16 protein-coding genes are annotated in these 18033 nt (G+C 70.3%); 10 read left to right on the top strand and 6 right to left on the bottom strand.

Going from position 1 to position 18033, the window contains the following annotated elements; translation table 11 throughout:
* Nucleotides 1-682, top strand: a 682-nt coding sequence (locus tag JF597_RS26915) for an alpha amylase C-terminal domain-containing protein (protein WP_293999863.1), incomplete at its 5' end; no start/stop codon positions are given.
* Here the strand turns inward: JF597_RS26915 and JF597_RS26910 are convergent.
* The 5 genes from JF597_RS26910 to JF597_RS26890 form a co-directional block, all read right to left on the bottom strand.
* Nucleotides 657-2894, bottom strand: coding sequence for an AAA family ATPase (locus JF597_RS26910; RefSeq protein ID WP_293999860.1), 2238 nt, complete (start codon nucleotides 2892-2894; stop codon nucleotides 657-659). The genes JF597_RS26915 and JF597_RS26910 overlap by 26 nt on opposite strands.
* Nucleotides 2895-3072: 178 nt before the next feature.
* Nucleotides 3073-3420 (bottom strand): thioredoxin domain-containing protein, encoded by a 348-nt coding sequence (locus JF597_RS26905; protein WP_293999857.1) that lies wholly within the window; start codon nucleotides 3418-3420, stop codon nucleotides 3073-3075.
* Entirely contained in the window at nucleotides 3417-3845 is a 429-nt protein-coding gene (locus JF597_RS26900) for a MerR family transcriptional regulator (RefSeq protein ID WP_293999855.1), read from the bottom strand. Before JF597_RS26900 ends, JF597_RS26905 begins: the two co-directional genes overlap by 4 nt.
* Before the next feature lie 29 nt (nucleotides 3846-3874).
* Entirely contained in the window at nucleotides 3875-4648 is a 774-nt protein-coding gene (locus JF597_RS26895; RefSeq protein WP_293999853.1) for a DUF2127 domain-containing protein, read from the bottom strand.
* 238 nt (nucleotides 4649-4886) lie between these two features.
* Complete coding sequence (locus tag JF597_RS26890) at nucleotides 4887-6269, bottom strand: cation:dicarboxylase symporter family transporter (RefSeq protein WP_293999850.1); 1383 nt, start codon at nucleotides 6267-6269, stop codon at nucleotides 4887-4889.
* A 151-nt stretch (nucleotides 6270-6420) separates the two neighbouring features.
* Between JF597_RS26890 and JF597_RS26885 the strand changes: the two genes are divergently transcribed.
* The 7 genes from JF597_RS26885 (at nucleotide 6421) to JF597_RS26855 (ending at nucleotide 13311) form a co-directional block, all read left to right on the top strand.
* Complete coding sequence (locus JF597_RS26885) at nucleotides 6421-8046, top strand: sensor histidine kinase (RefSeq protein WP_293999847.1); 1626 nt, start codon at nucleotides 6421-6423, stop codon at nucleotides 8044-8046.
* Complete coding sequence (locus JF597_RS26880; protein ID WP_293999844.1) at nucleotides 8043-8726, top strand: response regulator; 684 nt, start codon at nucleotides 8043-8045, stop codon at nucleotides 8724-8726. The genes JF597_RS26885 and JF597_RS26880 overlap by 4 nt, the downstream gene beginning before the upstream one ends.
* Before the next feature lie 25 nt (nucleotides 8727-8751).
* Nucleotides 8752-9300 carry a GNAT family protein gene (locus tag JF597_RS26875; RefSeq protein ID WP_293999842.1) on the top strand — a complete coding sequence of 183 codons (549 nt, stop codon included), beginning with the start codon at nucleotides 8752-8754 and terminating at the stop codon, nucleotides 9298-9300.
* 137 nt (nucleotides 9301-9437) lie between these two features.
* Entirely contained in the window at nucleotides 9438-10805 is a 1368-nt protein-coding gene (locus tag JF597_RS26870; RefSeq protein ID WP_293999839.1) for an extracellular solute-binding protein, read from the top strand.
* Nucleotides 10802-11662 carry a carbohydrate ABC transporter permease gene (locus JF597_RS26865; protein ID WP_293999836.1) on the top strand — a complete coding sequence of 287 codons (861 nt, stop codon included), beginning with the start codon at nucleotides 10802-10804 and terminating at the stop codon, nucleotides 11660-11662. Before JF597_RS26870 ends, JF597_RS26865 begins: the two co-directional genes overlap by 4 nt.
* A gap of 7 nt (nucleotides 11663-11669) precedes the next feature.
* On the top strand, nucleotides 11670-12500 hold the full coding sequence (locus tag JF597_RS26860; protein WP_293999833.1) for a carbohydrate ABC transporter permease: 831 nt from the start codon (nucleotides 11670-11672) through the stop codon (nucleotides 12498-12500).
* Nucleotides 12501-12591: 91 nt separating this feature from the next.
* On the top strand, nucleotides 12592-13311 hold the full coding sequence (locus tag JF597_RS26855; protein WP_293999831.1) for an XRE family transcriptional regulator: 720 nt from the start codon (nucleotides 12592-12594) through the stop codon (nucleotides 13309-13311).
* Nucleotides 13312-13400: 89 nt separating this feature from the next.
* On the opposite strand, the gene JF597_RS26850 is transcribed toward JF597_RS26855, so the two are convergent.
* Nucleotides 13401-14426, bottom strand: a complete 1026-nt coding sequence (locus JF597_RS26850; protein WP_293999829.1) for an ATP-dependent 6-phosphofructokinase — start codon at nucleotides 14424-14426, stop codon at nucleotides 13401-13403.
* Nucleotides 14427-14626: 200 nt separating this feature from the next.
* Here JF597_RS26850 and pta point away from each other — a divergent pair, with 200 nt between their 5' ends.
* Nucleotides 14627-16765: a phosphate acetyltransferase gene (pta, locus tag JF597_RS26845; protein ID WP_293999827.1), complete on the top strand. Its 2139-nt coding sequence runs from the start codon at nucleotides 14627-14629 to the stop codon at nucleotides 16763-16765.
* A complete protein-coding gene (locus JF597_RS26840) occupies nucleotides 16762-17997 on the top strand; it encodes an acetate kinase (RefSeq protein WP_293999824.1) in 1236 nt (411 codons plus the stop codon). The genes pta and JF597_RS26840 overlap by 4 nt, the downstream gene beginning before the upstream one ends.
* Nucleotides 17998-18033 lie beyond the last annotated feature (36 nt).

The following is an 18033-nucleotide window of genomic DNA, read 5'->3' as shown; positions in this document are numbered from 1 at the left end:
CCACCACGAGATGACCTTCTCGATGGTGTACGCGTACAGCGAGAACTACGTCCTGCCCATCTCCCACGACGAGGTCGTGCACGGCAAGCGCTCGCTCGTCTCGAAGATGCCCGGCGACTGGTGGCAGCAGCGCGCCAACGACCGCGCCTACCTGGCCTTCATGTGGGCCCACCCGGGCAAGCAGCTCCTCTTCATGGGGCAGGAGTTCGCGCAGGGCTCGGAGTGGTCGGAGGCGCACGGCCCGGACTGGTGGCTGCTCGACCCGGAGTACGGCGCGGCGGCCGACCACCGGGGCGTCCGGGATCTGGTCCGCGACCTCAACTCGGTGTACCGGGCGACCCCGGCCCTGTGGCAGCGGGACACGGCACCCGCCGGTTTCCAGTGGATCGTGGGGGACGCGGCGGAGGACAACATCTTCGCCTTCCTCCGCCTGGACGCCGAGGGCACGCCGCTCCTCGCCGTCTCCAACCTCTCCCCCGTGGTCCGCGACTACCGCCTGGGCGTGCCGGAGGAGGTCCCCGCCTGGCACGAGACCCTCAACACCGACCTGGCCCGCTACGGCGGCAGCGACGTCACCCACCCCGACCCGGTCAAACCGGAGCCGCAGGGCAGCCACGGCCGCCCCGCGAGCATCCGGCTGACCCTGCCGCCGCTGGCTACGGTGTGGCTGCGGCCTGCCTGAGCCCGTCCGGCAGGGAGCCGGTGTGCAGCACGCCCAGCCGCTGGGTGGCCCGGGTCAGTGCCACGTACAGGTCGCTGGTGCCGTAGCGGTCCGGTTCCACCACGAGGACGGAGTCGAATTCGAGCCCCTTGGCCTGGCGCGGGTCGAGCAGGACGACGGTGCGCGTCAGGTCGGGTTCGGTGCCGGCCGTGACGCCGTCCAGGCGGGCGGCGAGGGCGCGGTGCAGGTCGCGGGGGGCGATCACCGCCAGCCGGCCCTCGGTGGGGGTGAGTTCGGCGACCGCCTTCTGGACGGCGCCGGGAAGGTCGTCCGTCGAGCGGACCCACGGCCGTACGCCGGTCGAGCGGACCGAGCTCGGGGGTTCGAAGTCCGGGTGCTCGGCGCGGACCACGGCCGCCGCGAGGTCCATGATCTCGGACGGGGTGCGGTAGTTGACGCCGAGGCGGGTGTGCTCCCAGCGGTCCTCCACGTAGGGCTGGAGGATGTCCGCCCAGGAGCCGACGCCGGCCGCCTCCGCGGTCTGCGCCGGGTCGCCGACCAGGGTCATCGAGCGGGTCGGGCTGCGCCGCATCAGCAGCCGCCAGGCCATCGGCGACAGCTCTTGCGCCTCGTCCACGATGATGTGCCCGAACGCCCAGGTGCGGTCGGCCGCGGCCCGTTCGGCCGCGCTGCGGAAGTCCTCCTCCTCCTGGCGCTCGGCGAACCGCTCGGCGTCGATGATGTCGTGCGCGGACAGCACCTCGGAGGCTTCGGGGTCGCTGTCCTCCTTGTCGTCGAACTCGTAGGTGCGGGAGGCGTAGGAGACGTCGAGGACGCCCTGGGCGTAGGCGATCTGGGTCTCGCGCTCACGCTCGGCGCGGGCCCGCGCGACCCGCTCGTCCACGCCGAGGAGCTCCGCCGCCTCGTCGAGGAGGGGCACGTCCGAGACCGTCCAGGCCCGGGTCACCGGGCGGCGGATCGCGTCCGCGTCCTCGTCGCTCAGGTATCCCTCGGGCCCGGCGAGGAAGTCGGCGACCAGGCGCTGCGGGGTCAGCCGCGGCCACAGCTGGTCGATGGCGGACCAGACCTCGGGGTTCTCGGCGAGTTCGTCGCGGATCTGGGTGATGTCGGAGGGGTCGAGCAGGCTGCTGCCGTCGAAGGGGTCGGTGCCCACGCGTTCGGCGTAGAGGTCGGTGAGGGTGTTGAGGATGTGGCCCTCGAAGTGCTCGCGGGCCACGTTGTGCGGGAGCCGGGCGGCGCGGGTGCGTTCGCGGGCCATGTTCACCAGGCCGTCGTCGAGCATCAGCACCTCGCGGTCGTGCTCGACGGTGAGGACGGGGTCGGGCAGCGCCTGCCGGTCGCGTACGACGGCGGCGAGCACCTCGGCCATGTCCGCGCGGCCCTTCACGGCGGCGGCCCCGGGGGTGTCGGACGCCGTCGCCTTCACGCCGGGGAACAGCTCGCCGACCGTCGCCAGCAGCACCCCCGTCTCGCCCAGCGAGGGCAGCACCTCGCCGATGTAGCCGAGGAAGGCGGGGTTGGGGCCGACGATCAGGACGGCCCGCTTGGCGAGCAGTTCCCGGTACTCGTAGAGGAGGAAGGCGGCGCGGTGCAGCGCGACCGCCGTCTTTCCCGTCCCCGGACCGCCCTCGACCACCAGGACCCCGCGGTACGGCGCCCGGATGATCTCGTCCTGCTCGGCCTGGATGGTCTGCACGATGTCGGTCATCCGCCCGGTACGGGCCGAGTTGAGCGCGGCGAGCAGCACCGCGTCGCCGGACGGGTCCTCGTGGCCGGTGCGCTCCCGGTCGCCGAGGTCGAGGATCTCGTCGTGCAGGGCGGCGACCCGGCGGCCGTCGGTGGCGATGTGCCGGCGGCGGCGCAGGCCCATCGGGGTGTGGCCGGTGGCCAGGTAGAAGGGGCGGGCGACCTCGGCGCGCCAGTCGACGAGGACCGGGGTGCGCTCGGCGTCGTCCAGGCGCAGCCCGATCCGCCCGATGTGGTGCTTCGTACCGGACGTCAGGTCGATGCGGCCGAAGCACAGCGAGCCGTCCACGGCGTTCAGCGCGGCGAGCAGGCCGGAGCGCTCGGCGACCAGGATGTCCCGCTCCAGGCGGGCCTGCATCGGCTTGTCGCCGAGGGCGAGGGCGTCCGCGACCGAGTCCTCGGTGTCGCCGCGCAGGGCGTCCACCCGTGCGTACAGTCCATCGATGAATTCCTGCTCGTGGCGCAATTCATCGTCTGGAAATTCGGTGTTTGACAATTCCGCTCCCGCCCGGATATACTGTGCCCACTGAACTTCTCCGTGACTTCATCGACTTCACCTCGACCTCAGGTCACGAACTCTTCAATATACGCAAAGAAATCCCCCGGACGCAATTGTCCGGGGGATTCTTCGTATTACCGGCAGTTCAGCGCAGTACGTCGGGCAGCGCCTCGGACAACTCCTCCAGCAGCCGCCGCTTGGGCCGGGCGCCCACCATCGACCGCACCGGCTCACCGCCCCGGAACACCATGAACGTCGGCATCGACAGCACCTTGTACGCGTTCGTCGTCTCCGGATTGGTGTCCACGTCCAGCTGCACCACCTTCAGCCGCTCGCCCTCCTCCGCCGCGAGGGCGGTGAGCACCGGGCCCATCTGCCGGCACGGCGGGCACCAGTCGGCGGTGAACTCCACCAGCACCGGCAGCTCCGCCCCGATCACCTCCGCCGCGAAGTCCGCGTCCGTCACCTCGGCCACACCAGCCGCCTTGATCATCGCCCGGTCCCTCCCAGTTCACAGGTCGGCTCCGGACCCCCCGGAACCAGCGCCTCGACGGCCAGCACGTCCCGGGCCTGCTCGGCCCGCTCCAGCTGGGCCCCGACCTTCGCCCGCACGGCCTGCAACTCGCCGATCAGCGAGTCCAGCTCCGCCAGCTTGCGCCGGTAGACCGCGAGCGACGCCGGGCAGGTGTCGCCCTCCGGGTGCCCGGCCCGCAGGCACTCCACGAACGGCCGGGTCTCCTCCAGCTCGAACCCGAAGTCCTGCAGCGTCCGGATCTGCTTGAGCAGCCGCAGATCGCTCTCGTCGTAGGTCCGGTGCCCGTTCCCGGCCCGCCGCGCGGGCAGCAGCCCGCGCGCCTCGTAGTACCGCAGGGCCCGCGTGGTGGTCCCGGCCCGTGCGGCCAGCTCGCCGATTCGCATGCCTACGACCGTAGGACCTGACGCCGACGTCAAGGCAAGCTCGGCTCGACCCCCGCGGACTCCTCGACCTCCAGCAGCGAGGCGCTCCGCCGTTCCTCGTCGAAGGCCCTGCGCCCGCCCCGCAGCCCGAACAGCCGCTTGGCGAGGGCGATGTAGAGCACGGCGAGGATGTTCAGCACCAGGGTCGCGATCTTCAGATAGCTGACCTTCTCGGTGAGTTCCCAGATCTCCAGCGGCAGGAAGGCGGCGGTGGCGACCACCGTCAGGTACTCCGCCCACCGCTTGGCGTACCAGAGCCCGACCGCCTCGACGAGTTCGATCAGCGCGTACGCCAGCAGCAGTCCGGCCACCAGCAGCAGCGTGGAGTGCTTGTAGCCGAAGGCCTTCTGGATGGACCCGACGACCGGCGAATGGTCGAGGTCGTAGTGGAAGTGCCTGAAGACCGGCCGGAAGGTGTCCAGGTACTCGTTGAAGAGCCTGCGCACCGCGTCCTGGCTGTTGCTGAACTTCCACACCGCGACTGCGACCAGCACGATGAACACCCCGCGCACGGCCCGCTCGATGGCCAGGAAGCGCAGGATGAACAGGTCCCGCAGCACCTTCCCGCGCGGCACCAGCGGGGCTTCCGCCGCCGGTCCCGAACCGTGCGGCTCGCCGAGCACGAAGTCGCCGCACCGCAGACACCGCCAGGTGTCCCCGACCGCGGTCTGCGCGTGCAGCCGCACCCGCAGCCGCGGATCGTCCGGGGCATAGGTCACATGCCCCTTGCGTGCGCAGTGCCGACGGTCCCAGTCGATCGCCATCCCCCGTGCCTCCCCATACCGACGTGCCGTTCCCGTTGAACAGGAACGGCACGTTAGTGGATACGGCCGACAGACGGCACCGAGGGGTGGACCGGACGGCCGGCCCGGGTTCAGGCCGAGCCGGACGTCCGGCGGCTTGCGTGGCGCCCCGTAAGGGGCGCTGGGGGTACCCCCGGCCGAAGGCCGGGGGAGGAACTGCGCGACCAGCCCCCACCCACCCGCACCCGACGACGGCGCACTACGCCTTCGCCAGTTCCTCCCGCTGCTCGGGAAGGTCAGGCGCAACCACCGGCTCCCCCTCATCCAGCAGCGTCTTCTCGTCGAACGGCAGCTCACCCGCCAGCACCCGCTGCACCCGCGCCTTGTCGATCTCCTTGGTCCACGTGCCGATCAGCACGGTCGCGACCGCGTTGCCGGCGAAGTTGGTCAGCGCGCGGGCCTCGCTCATGAACCGGTCGATGCCGACGATCAGGCCGACCCCGTCCACCAGCGCGGGCTTGTGCGACTGGAGACCGCCGGCCAGCGTGGCGAGGCCGGCGCCGCTGACGCCCGCCGCGCCCTTGGAGGCCAGCAGCAGGAAGAGCAGCAGCGGGATCTGCTCGCCGACCGACATCGGCGTACCGAGCGCGTCCGCGATGTACAGCGACGCCATGGTCATGTAGATCATGGTGCCGTCGAGGTTGAAGGAGTACCCGGTCGGCACGGTGATGCCGACGACCGGCTTGCTGATGCCGAGGTGCTCCATCTTCGCGATGAGCCGCGGCAGCGCGGACTCGGAGGAGGAGGTGGACAGGATCAGCAGGAACTCGCGGGCGAGGTACTTGAACAGCAGGAAGATGTTGAGCCCGGTGACGACCCGCAGCACCGTGCCCAGCACCACGAAGACGAACAGCACACAGGTGACGTAGAAGCCGAGCATCAGCACGGCGAGGCTCTTGAGCGCGTCGATGCCGGCGGACCCGACGACGGCCGCGATGGCACCGAACGCACCGATCGGCGCGGCCCACATGATCATGCCGAGGATGCGGAAGACGAGCCGCTGGATGTGCTCGACACCGCGCAGCACCGGCTGCCCGGCCGACCCCATGGCCTGCAGCGCGAACCCGGCGAGCAGCGCGATCAGCAGCGTCTGCAGCACCTGGCCCTCGGTGAAGGCGGAGACGAACGTGGTCGGGATGATCGACAGGACGAAGTCGACACCGCCGAGCGCCTCGGAGTCCACCTGGGCGTGCCCGGTGGCCTTGAGGGCGTTGGTGATGTGCAGTCCGTCACCGGGGTGCAGGATGTTGCCGACGACGAGGCCGATGGTGAGCGCGACCAGCGACATCACCAGGAAGTAGCCGAGCGCGATGCCACCGACGGCACCGACCTTGGCGGCCTTCCGTACGGACCCGATCCCGAGCACGATCGTGCAGAAGATGATCGGCGAGATCATCATCTTGATCAGGTTGACGAAGCCGGTCCCGAGCGGCTTCAGCTCGACGCCGGCGTCGGGCCAGACGAGCCCCACGACGATGCCGAGGGCCACCGCTGCGATCACGGCGATGTACAGGTAATGGGTGCGGTCCCGCTTCACAGCGGGTGCGGCAGGTGCCGTATCGGGGGTGCTGGCTGCGGCCACGGCTGCCCTCCTTGACGTCTTCGTCGGTACCACCGGCGTGCGGCTCACGTCCGGGCGATGTGGGGGATGCCGTGACTATCTCCCGGTCTGTGAGGGTGGTCACCCTTCCGTTCATTGAGTTCACGCCCGTGCCGGCAGGCACACTGCTGACATGCGTCTTCCGTCCGCCCCCCGCCCCCGCAGCCTGGCCGGCCAGCTCTTCGCCATGCAGGCCGTGCTGATAGCGGTCGTGGTCGCCGGTTACGCACTGTTCACGTACGTCAGCGACCGCCACCAGGCGGAGGAGGCCGCGACCCGGCAGGCGACGGCGGTGGCCCGGTCGGTCGCCGACGCCCCCTCCGTCCGCGCGGCGATCCACACGGCGGACCCCTCGAAGGAGCTCCAGCCGTACGCCCTCCAGGTGATGGGCCACACCGAGGTCGACTTCATCACGATCATGACCCCGGACGGCATCCGCTGGACCCACCCCGACCGCAACCAGATCGGCAAGCACTATCTCGGCCACATCGAGGCGGCCCGGCGGGGCGACACCTTCAGCGAGACCTACAAAGGCACCCTCGGCTACTCCGTGCGCACGGTGACCCCGGTGAAGGAGAACGGCCGGGTGATCGGCCTGGTGAGCGCCGGCATCAAGGTGGAGGCGATCAGCCAGCGGGTCCAGGAACAGGTGACGGCGCTGCTCGGAGTGGCGGCGAGCGCGCTGCTGCTGGGCGCGCTGGGCACGTACGTCATCAACGCGCGCCTGCGCCGCCACACCCACGGCATGAACGCCGCGGAGCTGAGCCACATGCACGACTACCACCAGGCGGCGCTGCACGCGGTGCGCGAGGGGTTGCTGATGCTGGACGGCCAGTACCGGGTGGCGCTGATCAACGACGGCGGGCGAGAGCTGCTGGGAGTGGGCCCGGAGGGAGAGGTGGTGGGCCGCTCGGTGGCGGAGCTGGGGCTGCCGGCACCGTTGACGGGTGCGCTGCTCGCCTCCGAGCCCCGGGTGGACGAGGTGCACCTGACGGCGGACCGGGTCCTGGTGGTGAACACCTCGCCGGTGTCGGGCGGTGAGCGGCGCGGCACGGTGGTCACCCTCCGGGACGTCACCGAACTCCAGTCCCTGATGGGCGAGTTGGACTCGGAACGCGGCTTCACGCAGGCGCTGCGCTCACAGGCGCACGAGGCTGCGAACCGGCTGCACACGGTGGTCTCGCTCATCGAACTGGGCCGGGCGGAGGAGGCGGTGGACTTCGCGACGGCGGAGCTGGAGCTGGCGCAGGCGCTGACCGACCAGGTGGTGGCCGCGGTCAGCGAGCCGGTCCTCGCCGCCCTGCTGCTGGGCAAGACCGCCCAGGCGAACGAGCGGGGCGTGGAGCTGGTGGTCTCGGACGAGAGCCGGCTGGATGACGGTTTGCTACCGGAGAGCCTGTCGGCGCGCGATCTGGTCACCATCCTCGGCAACCTGATCGACAACGCGGTGGACGCGGCCCAGGGGACGGTACGGGCCCGCGTGACGGTGACCGCGTACGCGGAGAGCGCCGAGTTGGTGATGCGGGTGACGGACACGGGCGCGGGGGTCGACCCCGCCCACGCCGAGCTGGTCTTCCAGCGCGGCTTCTCGACGAAGCCGGCGGGACCGGGCGGGCGGGGCCTCGGGCTGGCCCTCGTCCGCCAGGCGGTCGTACGGCTGGACGGCACCCTGACGGTGACGGAGGCCCCGGAGGGCGGAGCGGTGTTCGAGGTACGGCTGCCGTTGCGGGCGTCGTCGACGGGAGGCGGGGCCGGATGACCGGGGAGCCGATCAGAGTCCTGGTCGTCGAGGACGACCCGGTGGCCGCGGACGCGCATGTCATGTACGTCGGCCGGGTGCCGGGGTTCGTGGCGGTGGGCAAGGCGCACACGGGGGCGGAGGCGCGGCGGATCCTGGACCGTACGCCGGTGGACCTGCTCCTGCTGGACCTGCACCTGCCGGACGTGCACGGCCTGCAGTTCGCGCGCTCGCTGCGGGCGGCGGGGCATCAGGCGGACGTCATAGCGGTGACCTCGGCCCGGGATCTGGCGGTGGTCCGGGAGGGGGTCTCGCTGGGTGTCGTCCAGTACGTCCTGAAGCCGTTCACCTTCGCGACCCTCCGCGACCGGCTGACCCGGTACGCGGAGTTCCGGGCGGCCGTGGGCGAGGCCAGCGGCCAGGACGAGGTGGACCGGGCCCTGGCGGCGCTCCGGGCACCCTCGCCCGCGGCCCTTCCGAAGGGGCTGAGTGCGCCGACGCTGGAGCGGGTGACGGTCGCGCTGCGGGAGTCGGAGGAGGGACTGACCGCGACGGCGCTCGCGGAAAGCGTGGGGATCTCCCGGATCACGGCCCGGCGCTATCTGGAGCACCTGGTGGAGGCGGGACGGGCCGGGCGGAGCCCGTTGTACGGGCAGGTGGGGAGGCCGGAGCTGGTCTATCGGTGGGGGCGGGGGCGGTAGCCCTTCGATCGACTAGGGTTGCGCGATGTTCGTAGGAGACCTGGTGAGACTGCGCGCGCTGCGCTCCGAAGACGCCGAACACCATGTCCGGTGGCGCAACGACCCGGAGGTGGTGCGCTGGGCCGCAGCCGGAGATCCCTTGTTCGGCCCGGTCACGGCCGAAGCGGTCCGGATCGGCTTCGACACCATGCTGCGACTGGTCCCCAGGGAGTCGGCCGTGTTCACGGTCGAGGACCTGGCGGAGGGGACGGTGATAGGCATGGTCGACTACCGCGATCTCGACCCCTACGCCGGAGTGGCCACCCTCGGGGTCACCATCGGCGAGCGGGAGTTCTGGGGTCACGGCTACGGCAGTGACGCCGTGCGGCTGCTCATGGGCCACCTGTTCGGCGCGTTCCGCCTGAACCGGCTGGAGCTGGACACCTGGAGCGGCAACGAGCGCGCCGTGCGCGCCTTCACCAGGCTGGGCTTTCGCGAGGAAGGCCGCCGCCGGTCGGCCGTGCTCGTACAGGGGAAGCGCTACGACCGTGTGCTCTTCGGGATGCTCCGCGAGGAGTGGGAGAACCGCGCGTGACATCATCGGCGCCCTCCCCCGTGGCCCAGCAAACCCCCGCACGCTCATTGACCTGACTAGACCACTCCACTTACCTTCACACGGCAAGAGACGAACCCCCAGGCCACAGTGCAGTGGCCGCCGAGGAGGTCGTGCCCGTGCGCCCCACCGCCGTCAGCATCGTTGCTCTCGCCCTCGTCACCGCCGCCGCCTCGCTCACCGCGTGCAGCGGCGGATCCGGCAGCAGTCCGGACACCGTGAAGGTCTCGTTCAAGCAGTCGATGGACAACTCCGTCAAGGTGACGGACACGTATCTCGCGGACACCAAGAAGCAGTTCGAGAAGGAGTACCCGGGGAAGAAGGTCGAGCTCGTTCCCATCAAGGCCTCGGACGCGGACTACTACACCAAGCTCCAGCAGATGCTGAGGTCCCCACGCACCGCTCCCGACCTCGTCTACGAGGACACCTTCCTCATCAACTCCGACATCACCAGCGGGTACCTGAAGCCCCTCGACTCCTATCTCGCGAAGTGGCCGGACTGGGGGCAGTTCATCGACACCGCGAAGTCGGCGGCGAAAGGGGAGGACGGGAAGACGTACGGCGTGCCGGACGGCACCGACACCCGTGGCCTCTGGTTCGACAAGCGGGTGTTCGAGAAGGCCGGGCTGCCCACCGACTGGCAGCCCAGGAACTGGGACGACGTGCTCGCCGCCGCCCGGACGATAAAGAAGAAGGTCCCCGGCGTCACGCCCCTCAACGTCTACACCGGCAAGGCCGCCGGCGAGACCGCCAGCATGCAGGGCTTCGAGATGCTGCTGTACGGCACCGACGACGGGACCAGTGACCCGCTCTACGACAAGGCGAGCAAGAGGTGGATCGCCGGGAGCCAGGGGTTCAAGGACGCGCTGTCGTTCGTCGAGACCGTGTACAAGGACAAGCTCGGGCCGGACGTCTCCGACGCGCTCGACCCCAACTACCGGAACACCGTCTGGGGTGAGCTCATGCCCCAGGGCAAGCTGGGCATCAACCTCGACGGGTCCTGGCTGCCGCAGAACTGGCTCCAGGGCAGCGGTCACGAGTGGCCCGACTGGTCCAGGCGGCTCGGCCTCGCCTACATGCCGACCCAGCACGGTCAGGCCCCCGGCAAGGTGAGCATGTCCGGCGGCTGGACCTGGGCCGTCCCCGCCAAGGCCGGCAACCCCGACCTCGCCTTCGACTTCATCAAGACCATGCAGACCAAGGCGAACGCCCAGAAGTGGTACATCGCCAACTCGGGGATCGCGGTGCGGAAGGACGTCGCGGGCGACCCCTCGTACGCGTCCGCCCAGCCCGGCATCAAGTTCTTCACCGATCTCGTCGCCAGTACGCACTACCGGCCCGCCTACACGGCCTACCCGAAGGTCTCCACCGCCATCCAGGAGGCCATGGAGAGCGTGACCACCGGTGACGCGTCGGTCGACAAGGCGGCGAGTACCTATGATGCGACACTCAAGGACGTCACCGACGGCCAAGTGGTCACCCGGTGATCACCCGTCGCATCGCGCGCGCCCTCCCGCTCACCCCCGCCCTGGTCCTGATCCTCCTCTTCCTGGGCGGGCCGATCGTCTACTGCGCCTGGATCGCCTTCACCGACCTCCAGCTCACCGGCCAGGCACACTCCTCCTTCGTCGGTTTCGCCAACTTCCGCAGGGCGTCCCGCGACGACGCCTTCCTGAACGCCGTCTGGCTGACCCTCGTCTTCACCGTGCTGTCCTCGCTCGTCGGGCAGAACACACTGGGCCTCGCGCTCGCCGCGCTGATGCGGCGGGCGTCGAAGCCGGTGCGGACGATCACCGGGGGGATCGTGGTCACGGCGTGGGTGCTGCCGGAGGTCGTCGCCGGGTTCCTTCTCTACGCCTTCTTCCGCAGGGAAGGCACGCTCGACGCCATCCTCGACGTCCTCCATCTGCCCTCGCAGAACTGGCTGTTCACGCTGCCGATCCTCGCGGTGTCGTTCGCCAACGTGTGGCGGGGCACGGCCTTCTCGATGCTGGTCTACTCCGCCGCGCTCGACGAGATACCCAGCGAGATCGAGGAGTCGGCGGAGGTGGACGGCGCCGGCGGCTGGCGGCGGATGTGGCACATCACGCTGCCCATGATCCGGCGGTCCATCGGGACGAACCTGATGCTCAACACCCTCCAGACGCTCTCCGTCTTCGGGCTGATCTGGGTGATGACCCGGGGCGGCCCCGGCGACCGGAGCCAGACACTGCCCCTGTTCATGTACGAACAGGCCTTCCAGAACAGCATGATCGGGTACGGGACCGCGGTCGCCCTGCTCCTTCTCCTGGTCGGTTCGCTCTTCTCCGTCGTCTACATGCGGCTGCTGCGCACGGAGGTGTGAACGGACCATGCCCCGCCGTCAACGCCGTTCGCACCGGCTCGCCGCCGACCTCGGGCTGCTGATCGTGGCCGCCGCCTTCGTGCTGCCGCTCGCCTGGGTGGCCCTCTCCGCCGTCGATCCGCACGCCGGCCTGCGAGTCAGGATCCCGGACGGGTTCACCTTCGGGAACTTCGACGCCGTCCTCACCCCGGACATCACCTACACGCCGCTGCTCAACAGCCTGATCCTGTGCGGCGGCGCCACCGCGCTCACCGTCGTCTGCGCCGCCCTCGCCGCCTACCCGCTGTCCCGCTACCGCTCCCGGTTCAACCGGCCGTTCCTGCTGTCCGTCCTGTTCGCGACGAGCCTGCCGATCACCGCGATCATGGTGCCGGTGTACGCGCTGTTCGTACGGATCAACCTCATCGACACCATGCAGGGCACGATCCTGTTCTTCGCCGCCTCCCAGCTCCCTTTCGCCATCTGGCTCATGAAGAACTTCATGGACGGCGTCCCGAAGGAACTGGAGGAGGCCGCCTGGACGGACGGGGCCAACTCCGCCCAGTCGCTGGTGCGGATCGTGCTACCGCTGATGGGACCCGGTCTCGCCGTCGTCACCGTCTTCGCCTTCGTGATGATGTGGGGCAACTTCTTCGTCCCCTTCATGCTGCTGCTCTCGCCGGACCAGATGCCCGCCTCGGTCAGCATCAACGACTTCTTCGGCAACCGCGGCATGGTGGCCTACGGCCAGCTCGCCGCCTTCTCCGTCATCTACTCGACGCCGGTGATCCTGCTGTACGTGCTGGTCGCGCGCCGGCTGGGAGGCGGGTTCGCACTGGGCGGGGCCGTCAAGGGATGAACAGGTGAGCACCGCCCGTGAATCCGTACGTTCCCACAATCCGTGTTCCTGGCCGAACGGACCGTAGTCAGTGCCCCCGTGCACCCCTACCTTGTCGGCTGTGCGCCGACCCCCAGCTCTGCCGAACCAGCCAGGCCCTCCCTTCAACGCCCCCGCCGCCCGCAGACTCCGTGCCGCTCTCGGCATGGGGCCCGAACACGTGGCCCACGATCTGCGGGCCTCGTACGGACTGCCGTACGCCACGCCCGATCTCGTCCGCGCCTGGGAGCGCGGGGCGGTGATCCCCAGCAGTCCGGAACTCACCGCGCTGGCGGGCGTGTTGTGGTGCACGCCGGGCGAACTGATCGGCCGTCCGCGCACCCTGCGCGAACACCGGATCGCCCGCGGGCTGGCCCCTGAGGACGTGGCGCTGGCCGTCGGCGTCGACCTCCTCGGCTACCTCGCGATGGAGGAGGACGAGGACTGGCAGGGCACGGAACGGCAGTCCGCCGTCCTGGCCGACACGCTCCGCCTGTCCCTGCCGGACTTCGTCACCGTCACCGGCAAGGAGGAGAGACTGGCGGAGCTGCTGCGCAACGCGGTCACCACGCGCTGGCAGGCCTACGTCCGCCAGGTGAGCAAGCTGCTCCCCCTCGAGAAACGCCTGATCGAGGACACCCTGCGCGAACTGCACGAGGACTACCAGGGCCGCATGACGGCAACCCTGGCCTGGGGCAACATCCCGACAACCGATGCAGCCGAGGACAAGGGCAGGGACTTCCTGGCGGGGATCGTCACTCATTTCTGGGAGCGGATGGAAAGTGCTCCGTAAGGGGCGCTGGGGGACCCCCGGCCGAAGGCCGGGGGAGGAACTGCGCGAGCAACCCCCACACACCCGCAGCCCGAAACGAAACCCCAGCCCTAGAAAACGGACTCGGCCTCGTCCATCCGATCCTTCGGCACCGTCTTCAACTCGGTCACCGCCTCCGCCAGCGGCACCATCTCGATGTCCGTCCCCCGCAGCGCCGTCATCTTCCCGAAGTCACCCCGGTGCGCCGCCTCCACCGCATGCCACCCGAACCGCGTCGCGAGGACGCGGTCGTAGGCCGTCGGCGTGCCGCCCCGCTGGACGTGGCCGAGGATGACCGGCTTGGCCTCCTTGCCGAGCCGCCGCTCCAGCTCGTACGCCAGGGCCGTGCCGATGCCCTGGAAGCGCTCGTGGCCGTACTGGTCGATCTCGCCCTTGCCGTAGTCCATCGTGCCGTCGGCGGGATGGGCGCCCTCCGCCACGCACACCACGGCGAACTTCTTGCCGCGGGCGAAGCGCTCCTCGACCATCTTGACCAGGTCGGCGGGGTCGAAGGGCCGCTCCGGGAGGCAGATGCCGTGGGCGCCGGCCGCCATCCCGGACTCCAGGGCGATCCAGCCGGCGTGCCGGCCCATCACCTCGACCACCATCACCCGCTGGTGGGACTCGGCGGTGGTCTTCAGCCGGTCCATCGCCTCCGTGGCGACGCCCACCGCCGTGTCGAAGCCGAAGGTGCGGTCGGTAGAGGAGATGTCGTTGTCGATGGTCTTCGGGACGCCGACGACCGGCAGGCCCGCGTCGGACAGCATGCGCGCCGCGGTCAGCGTGCCCTCGCCGCCGATCGGGATCAGCGCGTCGATGCCGAACTCCTCGACCATGTCGGTGGCCCGGTCGCACGCCTCGCGCAGCCGGTCCCGCTGCAGCCGCGAGGAACCGAGGATGGTGCCGCCGAGGGCCAGGATGCCGCCGACCGCGTCCAGGTCGAGGGTGCGGTAGTGGCCGTCGAGCAGACCCCGGAAGCCGTCCTCGAAACCGATGACCTCGTCGTCGTACTGGGTGACAGCCCGGTGCACCACCGATCGGATGACGGCGTTCAGGCCGGGGCAGTCGCCGCCTGCGGTGAGAACTCCGATGCGCATGGTGGTGTGTCTCCTGCTCGCTGTCGTTACCGGTGAGCCGATCCGATTGTTTCATGCCGCGCGGGGCGGTGAGATCCTGACGGGCGCCTTATCCGGCGCCGGGGGTACTGTCAAGAGGGTTCCGCTCACCCCGGTGGGCGATTTTCGTGCGGCCACAAAGACGGTTGCCGCAGAGACGGCCAGAGGGATGGAGTGCACACGTGACGCGCAGCGTGTACGTGACCGGGATCGACCGCGGCGACGGCCGCCAGGTCGTCGAGCTGGGCATGATGGAGCTGCTGACCCGGCAGGTCGACCGGGTCGGTGTCTTCCGCCCCCTCGTCCACGACGGTCCCGACCGCCTGTTCGAGCTGCTGCGTGCGCGGTACCGCCTCTCCCAGGACCCGGCGACCGTCTACGGCATGGACTACCACGAGGCCTCCGCCCTCCAGGCCGAGCGGGGCGCCGACGAACTGGTCTCCACCCTCGTCGACCGCTTCCACCTGGCCGCCCGTGACTACGACGTCGTCCTCGTCCTCGGCACCGACTACGCCGACACCCAGTTCCCGGACGAGCTGTCCCTCAACGCCCGGCTCGCCAACGAGTTCGGCGCCTCGGTGATCCCGGTGGTCGGCGGGCGTGACCAGAACGCGGAGTCGGTGCTGGCGGAGACCCGCAACGCGTTCCGGGCGTACGACGGTCTCGGCTGCGACGTGCTGGCGATGATCGCCAACCGGGTCGTCCGCGAGGAGCGGGACGAGATAGCCCGGCGGATCGACGGGCGGCTGCCGGTGCCGGTGTACGTGCTGCCGGACGAGCCCGCGCTGTCCGCGCCGACGGTCGCCCAGATCGCCCACGCGCTCGACGCGAAGGTGCTGCTCGGTGACGACTCGGGGCTGGCCCGGGACGCGCTGGACTTCGTCTTCGGCGGTGCGATGCTGCCGAGCTTCCTGCCCGCCCTGACCCCGGGCTGCCTGGTGGTGACCCCGGGTGACCGCGCGGACCTGGTCGTCGGCTCGCTGGCCGCGCACAGCGCCGGCACCCCGCCGATAGCCGGCGTGCTGCTCACCCTCGGCGAGCGGCCCGCCGACGAGATCCTCACCCTCGCCGCCCGGCTGGCCCCCGGCACCCCCGTGATGTCGGTGCCCGGCAACAGCTTCCCGACCGCCGCCCAGCTGTTCTCCCTGGAGGGCAAGCTGAACGCGGCCACCCCGCGCAAGGCGGAGACCGCGCTCGGCCTGTTCGAGCGGTACGTCGACACCGCCGGCCTCAACAAGCGGGTCTCGGCGCCGAGCACCGGCCGCCTCACCCCGATGATGTTCGAGCACAAGCTCCTGGAGCAGGCGCGTTCCGACAAGCGGCGGGTGGTGCTGCCGGAGGGGACCGAGACGCGGGTGCTGCACGCGGCGGAGGTGCTGCTGCGCCGGGGGGTGTGTGACATCACGCTGCTCGGCCCCGTCGACCAGATCCGCAAGAAGGCCGCCGACCTCGGCATCGACCTCGGCGGCGCCCAGCTGATCGACCCGGCCACCTCCGAGCTGCGCGACGCCTTCGCGGAGCAGTACGCGCTGCTGCGCGCCCACAAGGGCGTGACGGTGGAGCTGGCGTACGACGTGGTCTCCGACGTCAACTACTTCGGCACCCTGATGGTGCAGCAGGGCCTCGCGGACGGCATGGTCTCCGGGTCCGTGCACTCCACGGCGGCGACCATCCGCCCGGCGTTCGAGATCATCAAGACCAAGCCGGGGTCGTCGATCGTCTCGTCCGTCTTCTTCATGTGCCTCGCCGACAAGGTGCTGGTCTACGGCGACTGCGCGGTGAACCCGGACCCGGACGCCGAGCAGCTCGCCGACATCGCCGTCCAGTCGGCGGGTACGGCCGCCCAGTTCGGTGTGGAGCCGCGGATCGCCATGCTGTCGTACTCGACGGGCACGTCGGGTTCGGGGGCGGACGTGGACAAGGTACGGGAGGCGACCGGGCTGGCCCGCTCGCGCAGGCCCGACCTGCTGATCGAGGGGCCGATCCAGTACGACGCGGCCGTGGAGCCGTCGGTGGCCGCGACCAAGCTGCCGGGCTCCGAGGTCGCCGGGCAGGCCAGCGTGCTGATCTTCCCGGACCTCAACACCGGCAACAACACCTACAAGGCCGTGCAGCGGTCGGCCGGCGCGATCGCGGTCGGGCCGGTGCTGCAGGGGCTGCGCAAGCCCGTCAACGACCTGTCCCGGGGCGCCCTCGTCCAGGACATCGTCAACACCGTGGCCATCACGGCGATCCAGGCCCAGAATCCGGCCCAGCAGGCGGCCGAGTCCCCGGCCGGGTCCGCGGCCGCGTCCCCGAGCGAGAAGGCAACCGCCCAGTGAGCCACAGTCCGACCCGTGTCCTCGTCCTCAACTCCGGCTCCTCGTCGGTGAAGTACCAGCTGCTGGACATGCGGGACAGCAGCAGGCTGGCGGTCGGTCTCGTCGAGCGGATCGGCGAGCAGACCTCGCGGCTGAAGCACACCTGTCTCGGCAGCGGTGACACCCGTGAGCAGAACGGGCCGATCGCCGACCACGAGGCCGCCCTGAAGGCCGTGGCGGAGGAGCTGACGAGGGACGGGCTCGGGCTCGACTCGCCGGAACTGGCCGCGATCGGGCACCGGGTGGTGCACGGCGGGATGTTCTTCACCGAGCCGACGGTGATCGACGACGCGGTGCTGGCCGAGATCGAGCGGCTGATCCCGGTCGCCCCGCTGCACAACCCGGCCAACCTGACCGGCATCCGCACCGCGCGGGCGCTGCGCCCGGACCTGCCGCAGGTCGCCGTCTTCGACACGGCGTTCCACACGACGATGCCGGAGTACGCGGCGCGGTACGCGATCGACCCGAAGCTCGCCGACCGGTACCGGATCCGCCGGTACGGCTTCCACGGCACCTCGCACGCGTACGTGTCGCGGGCCACCGCGCGGCTGCTGGGCAAGACACCGGAAGACGTGAACGTCATCGTGCTGCACCTCGGCAACGGGGCGTCCGCGTCGGCCGTCCGGGGCGGCCGGTGCGTGGACACCTCGATGGGCCTGACGCCTTTGGAGGGGCTGGTGATGGGAACCCGTTCCGGCGACCTGGACCCGGCCGTCATTTTCCATTTGGCGCGAGTTGGCGGAATGTCCATGGACGAGATCGACACTCTTCTCAACAAGAGGAGTGGTTTGTTCGGTCTGTGCGGTGACAACGACATGCGAGAGATCCGGCGCCGGATCGACGAGGGCGAGGAAGAGGCACACCTCGCCTTCGACATCTACATTCACCGCCTGAAGAAGTACATCGGCGCGTACTGCGCCGTGCTCGGCCGGGTCGACGCGGTGGCCTTCACCGCGGGCGTCGGCGAGAACGCGGCCCCGGTGCGGGAGGCGGCCATGGCGGGCCTGGAGGGGCTGGGGCTCGCGGTCGACCCGGAGCTGAACGCCGTACGGGCGGACGAGCCCCGGCTGATATCGCCGGCGGCCGCGCGGGTCGCGGTCGCCGTGGTGCCGACCGACGAGGAGCTGGAGATCGCCACCCAGGCGTACGCGCTGGTGGGCGCCGGATCGACGCCGGCCGGAAATAACAGCTGAGCACATTAGCGCCCATTTGTATCTTCCACCAGACGG

The sequence above is a fragment of the Streptomyces sp. genome, from assembly GCF_019510245.1.
In the GTDB taxonomy this organism is placed as follows: Bacteria; Actinomycetota; Actinomycetes; order Streptomycetales; family Streptomycetaceae; genus Streptomyces.
This window is presented reverse-complemented; position numbering and strand designations above follow the sequence as displayed.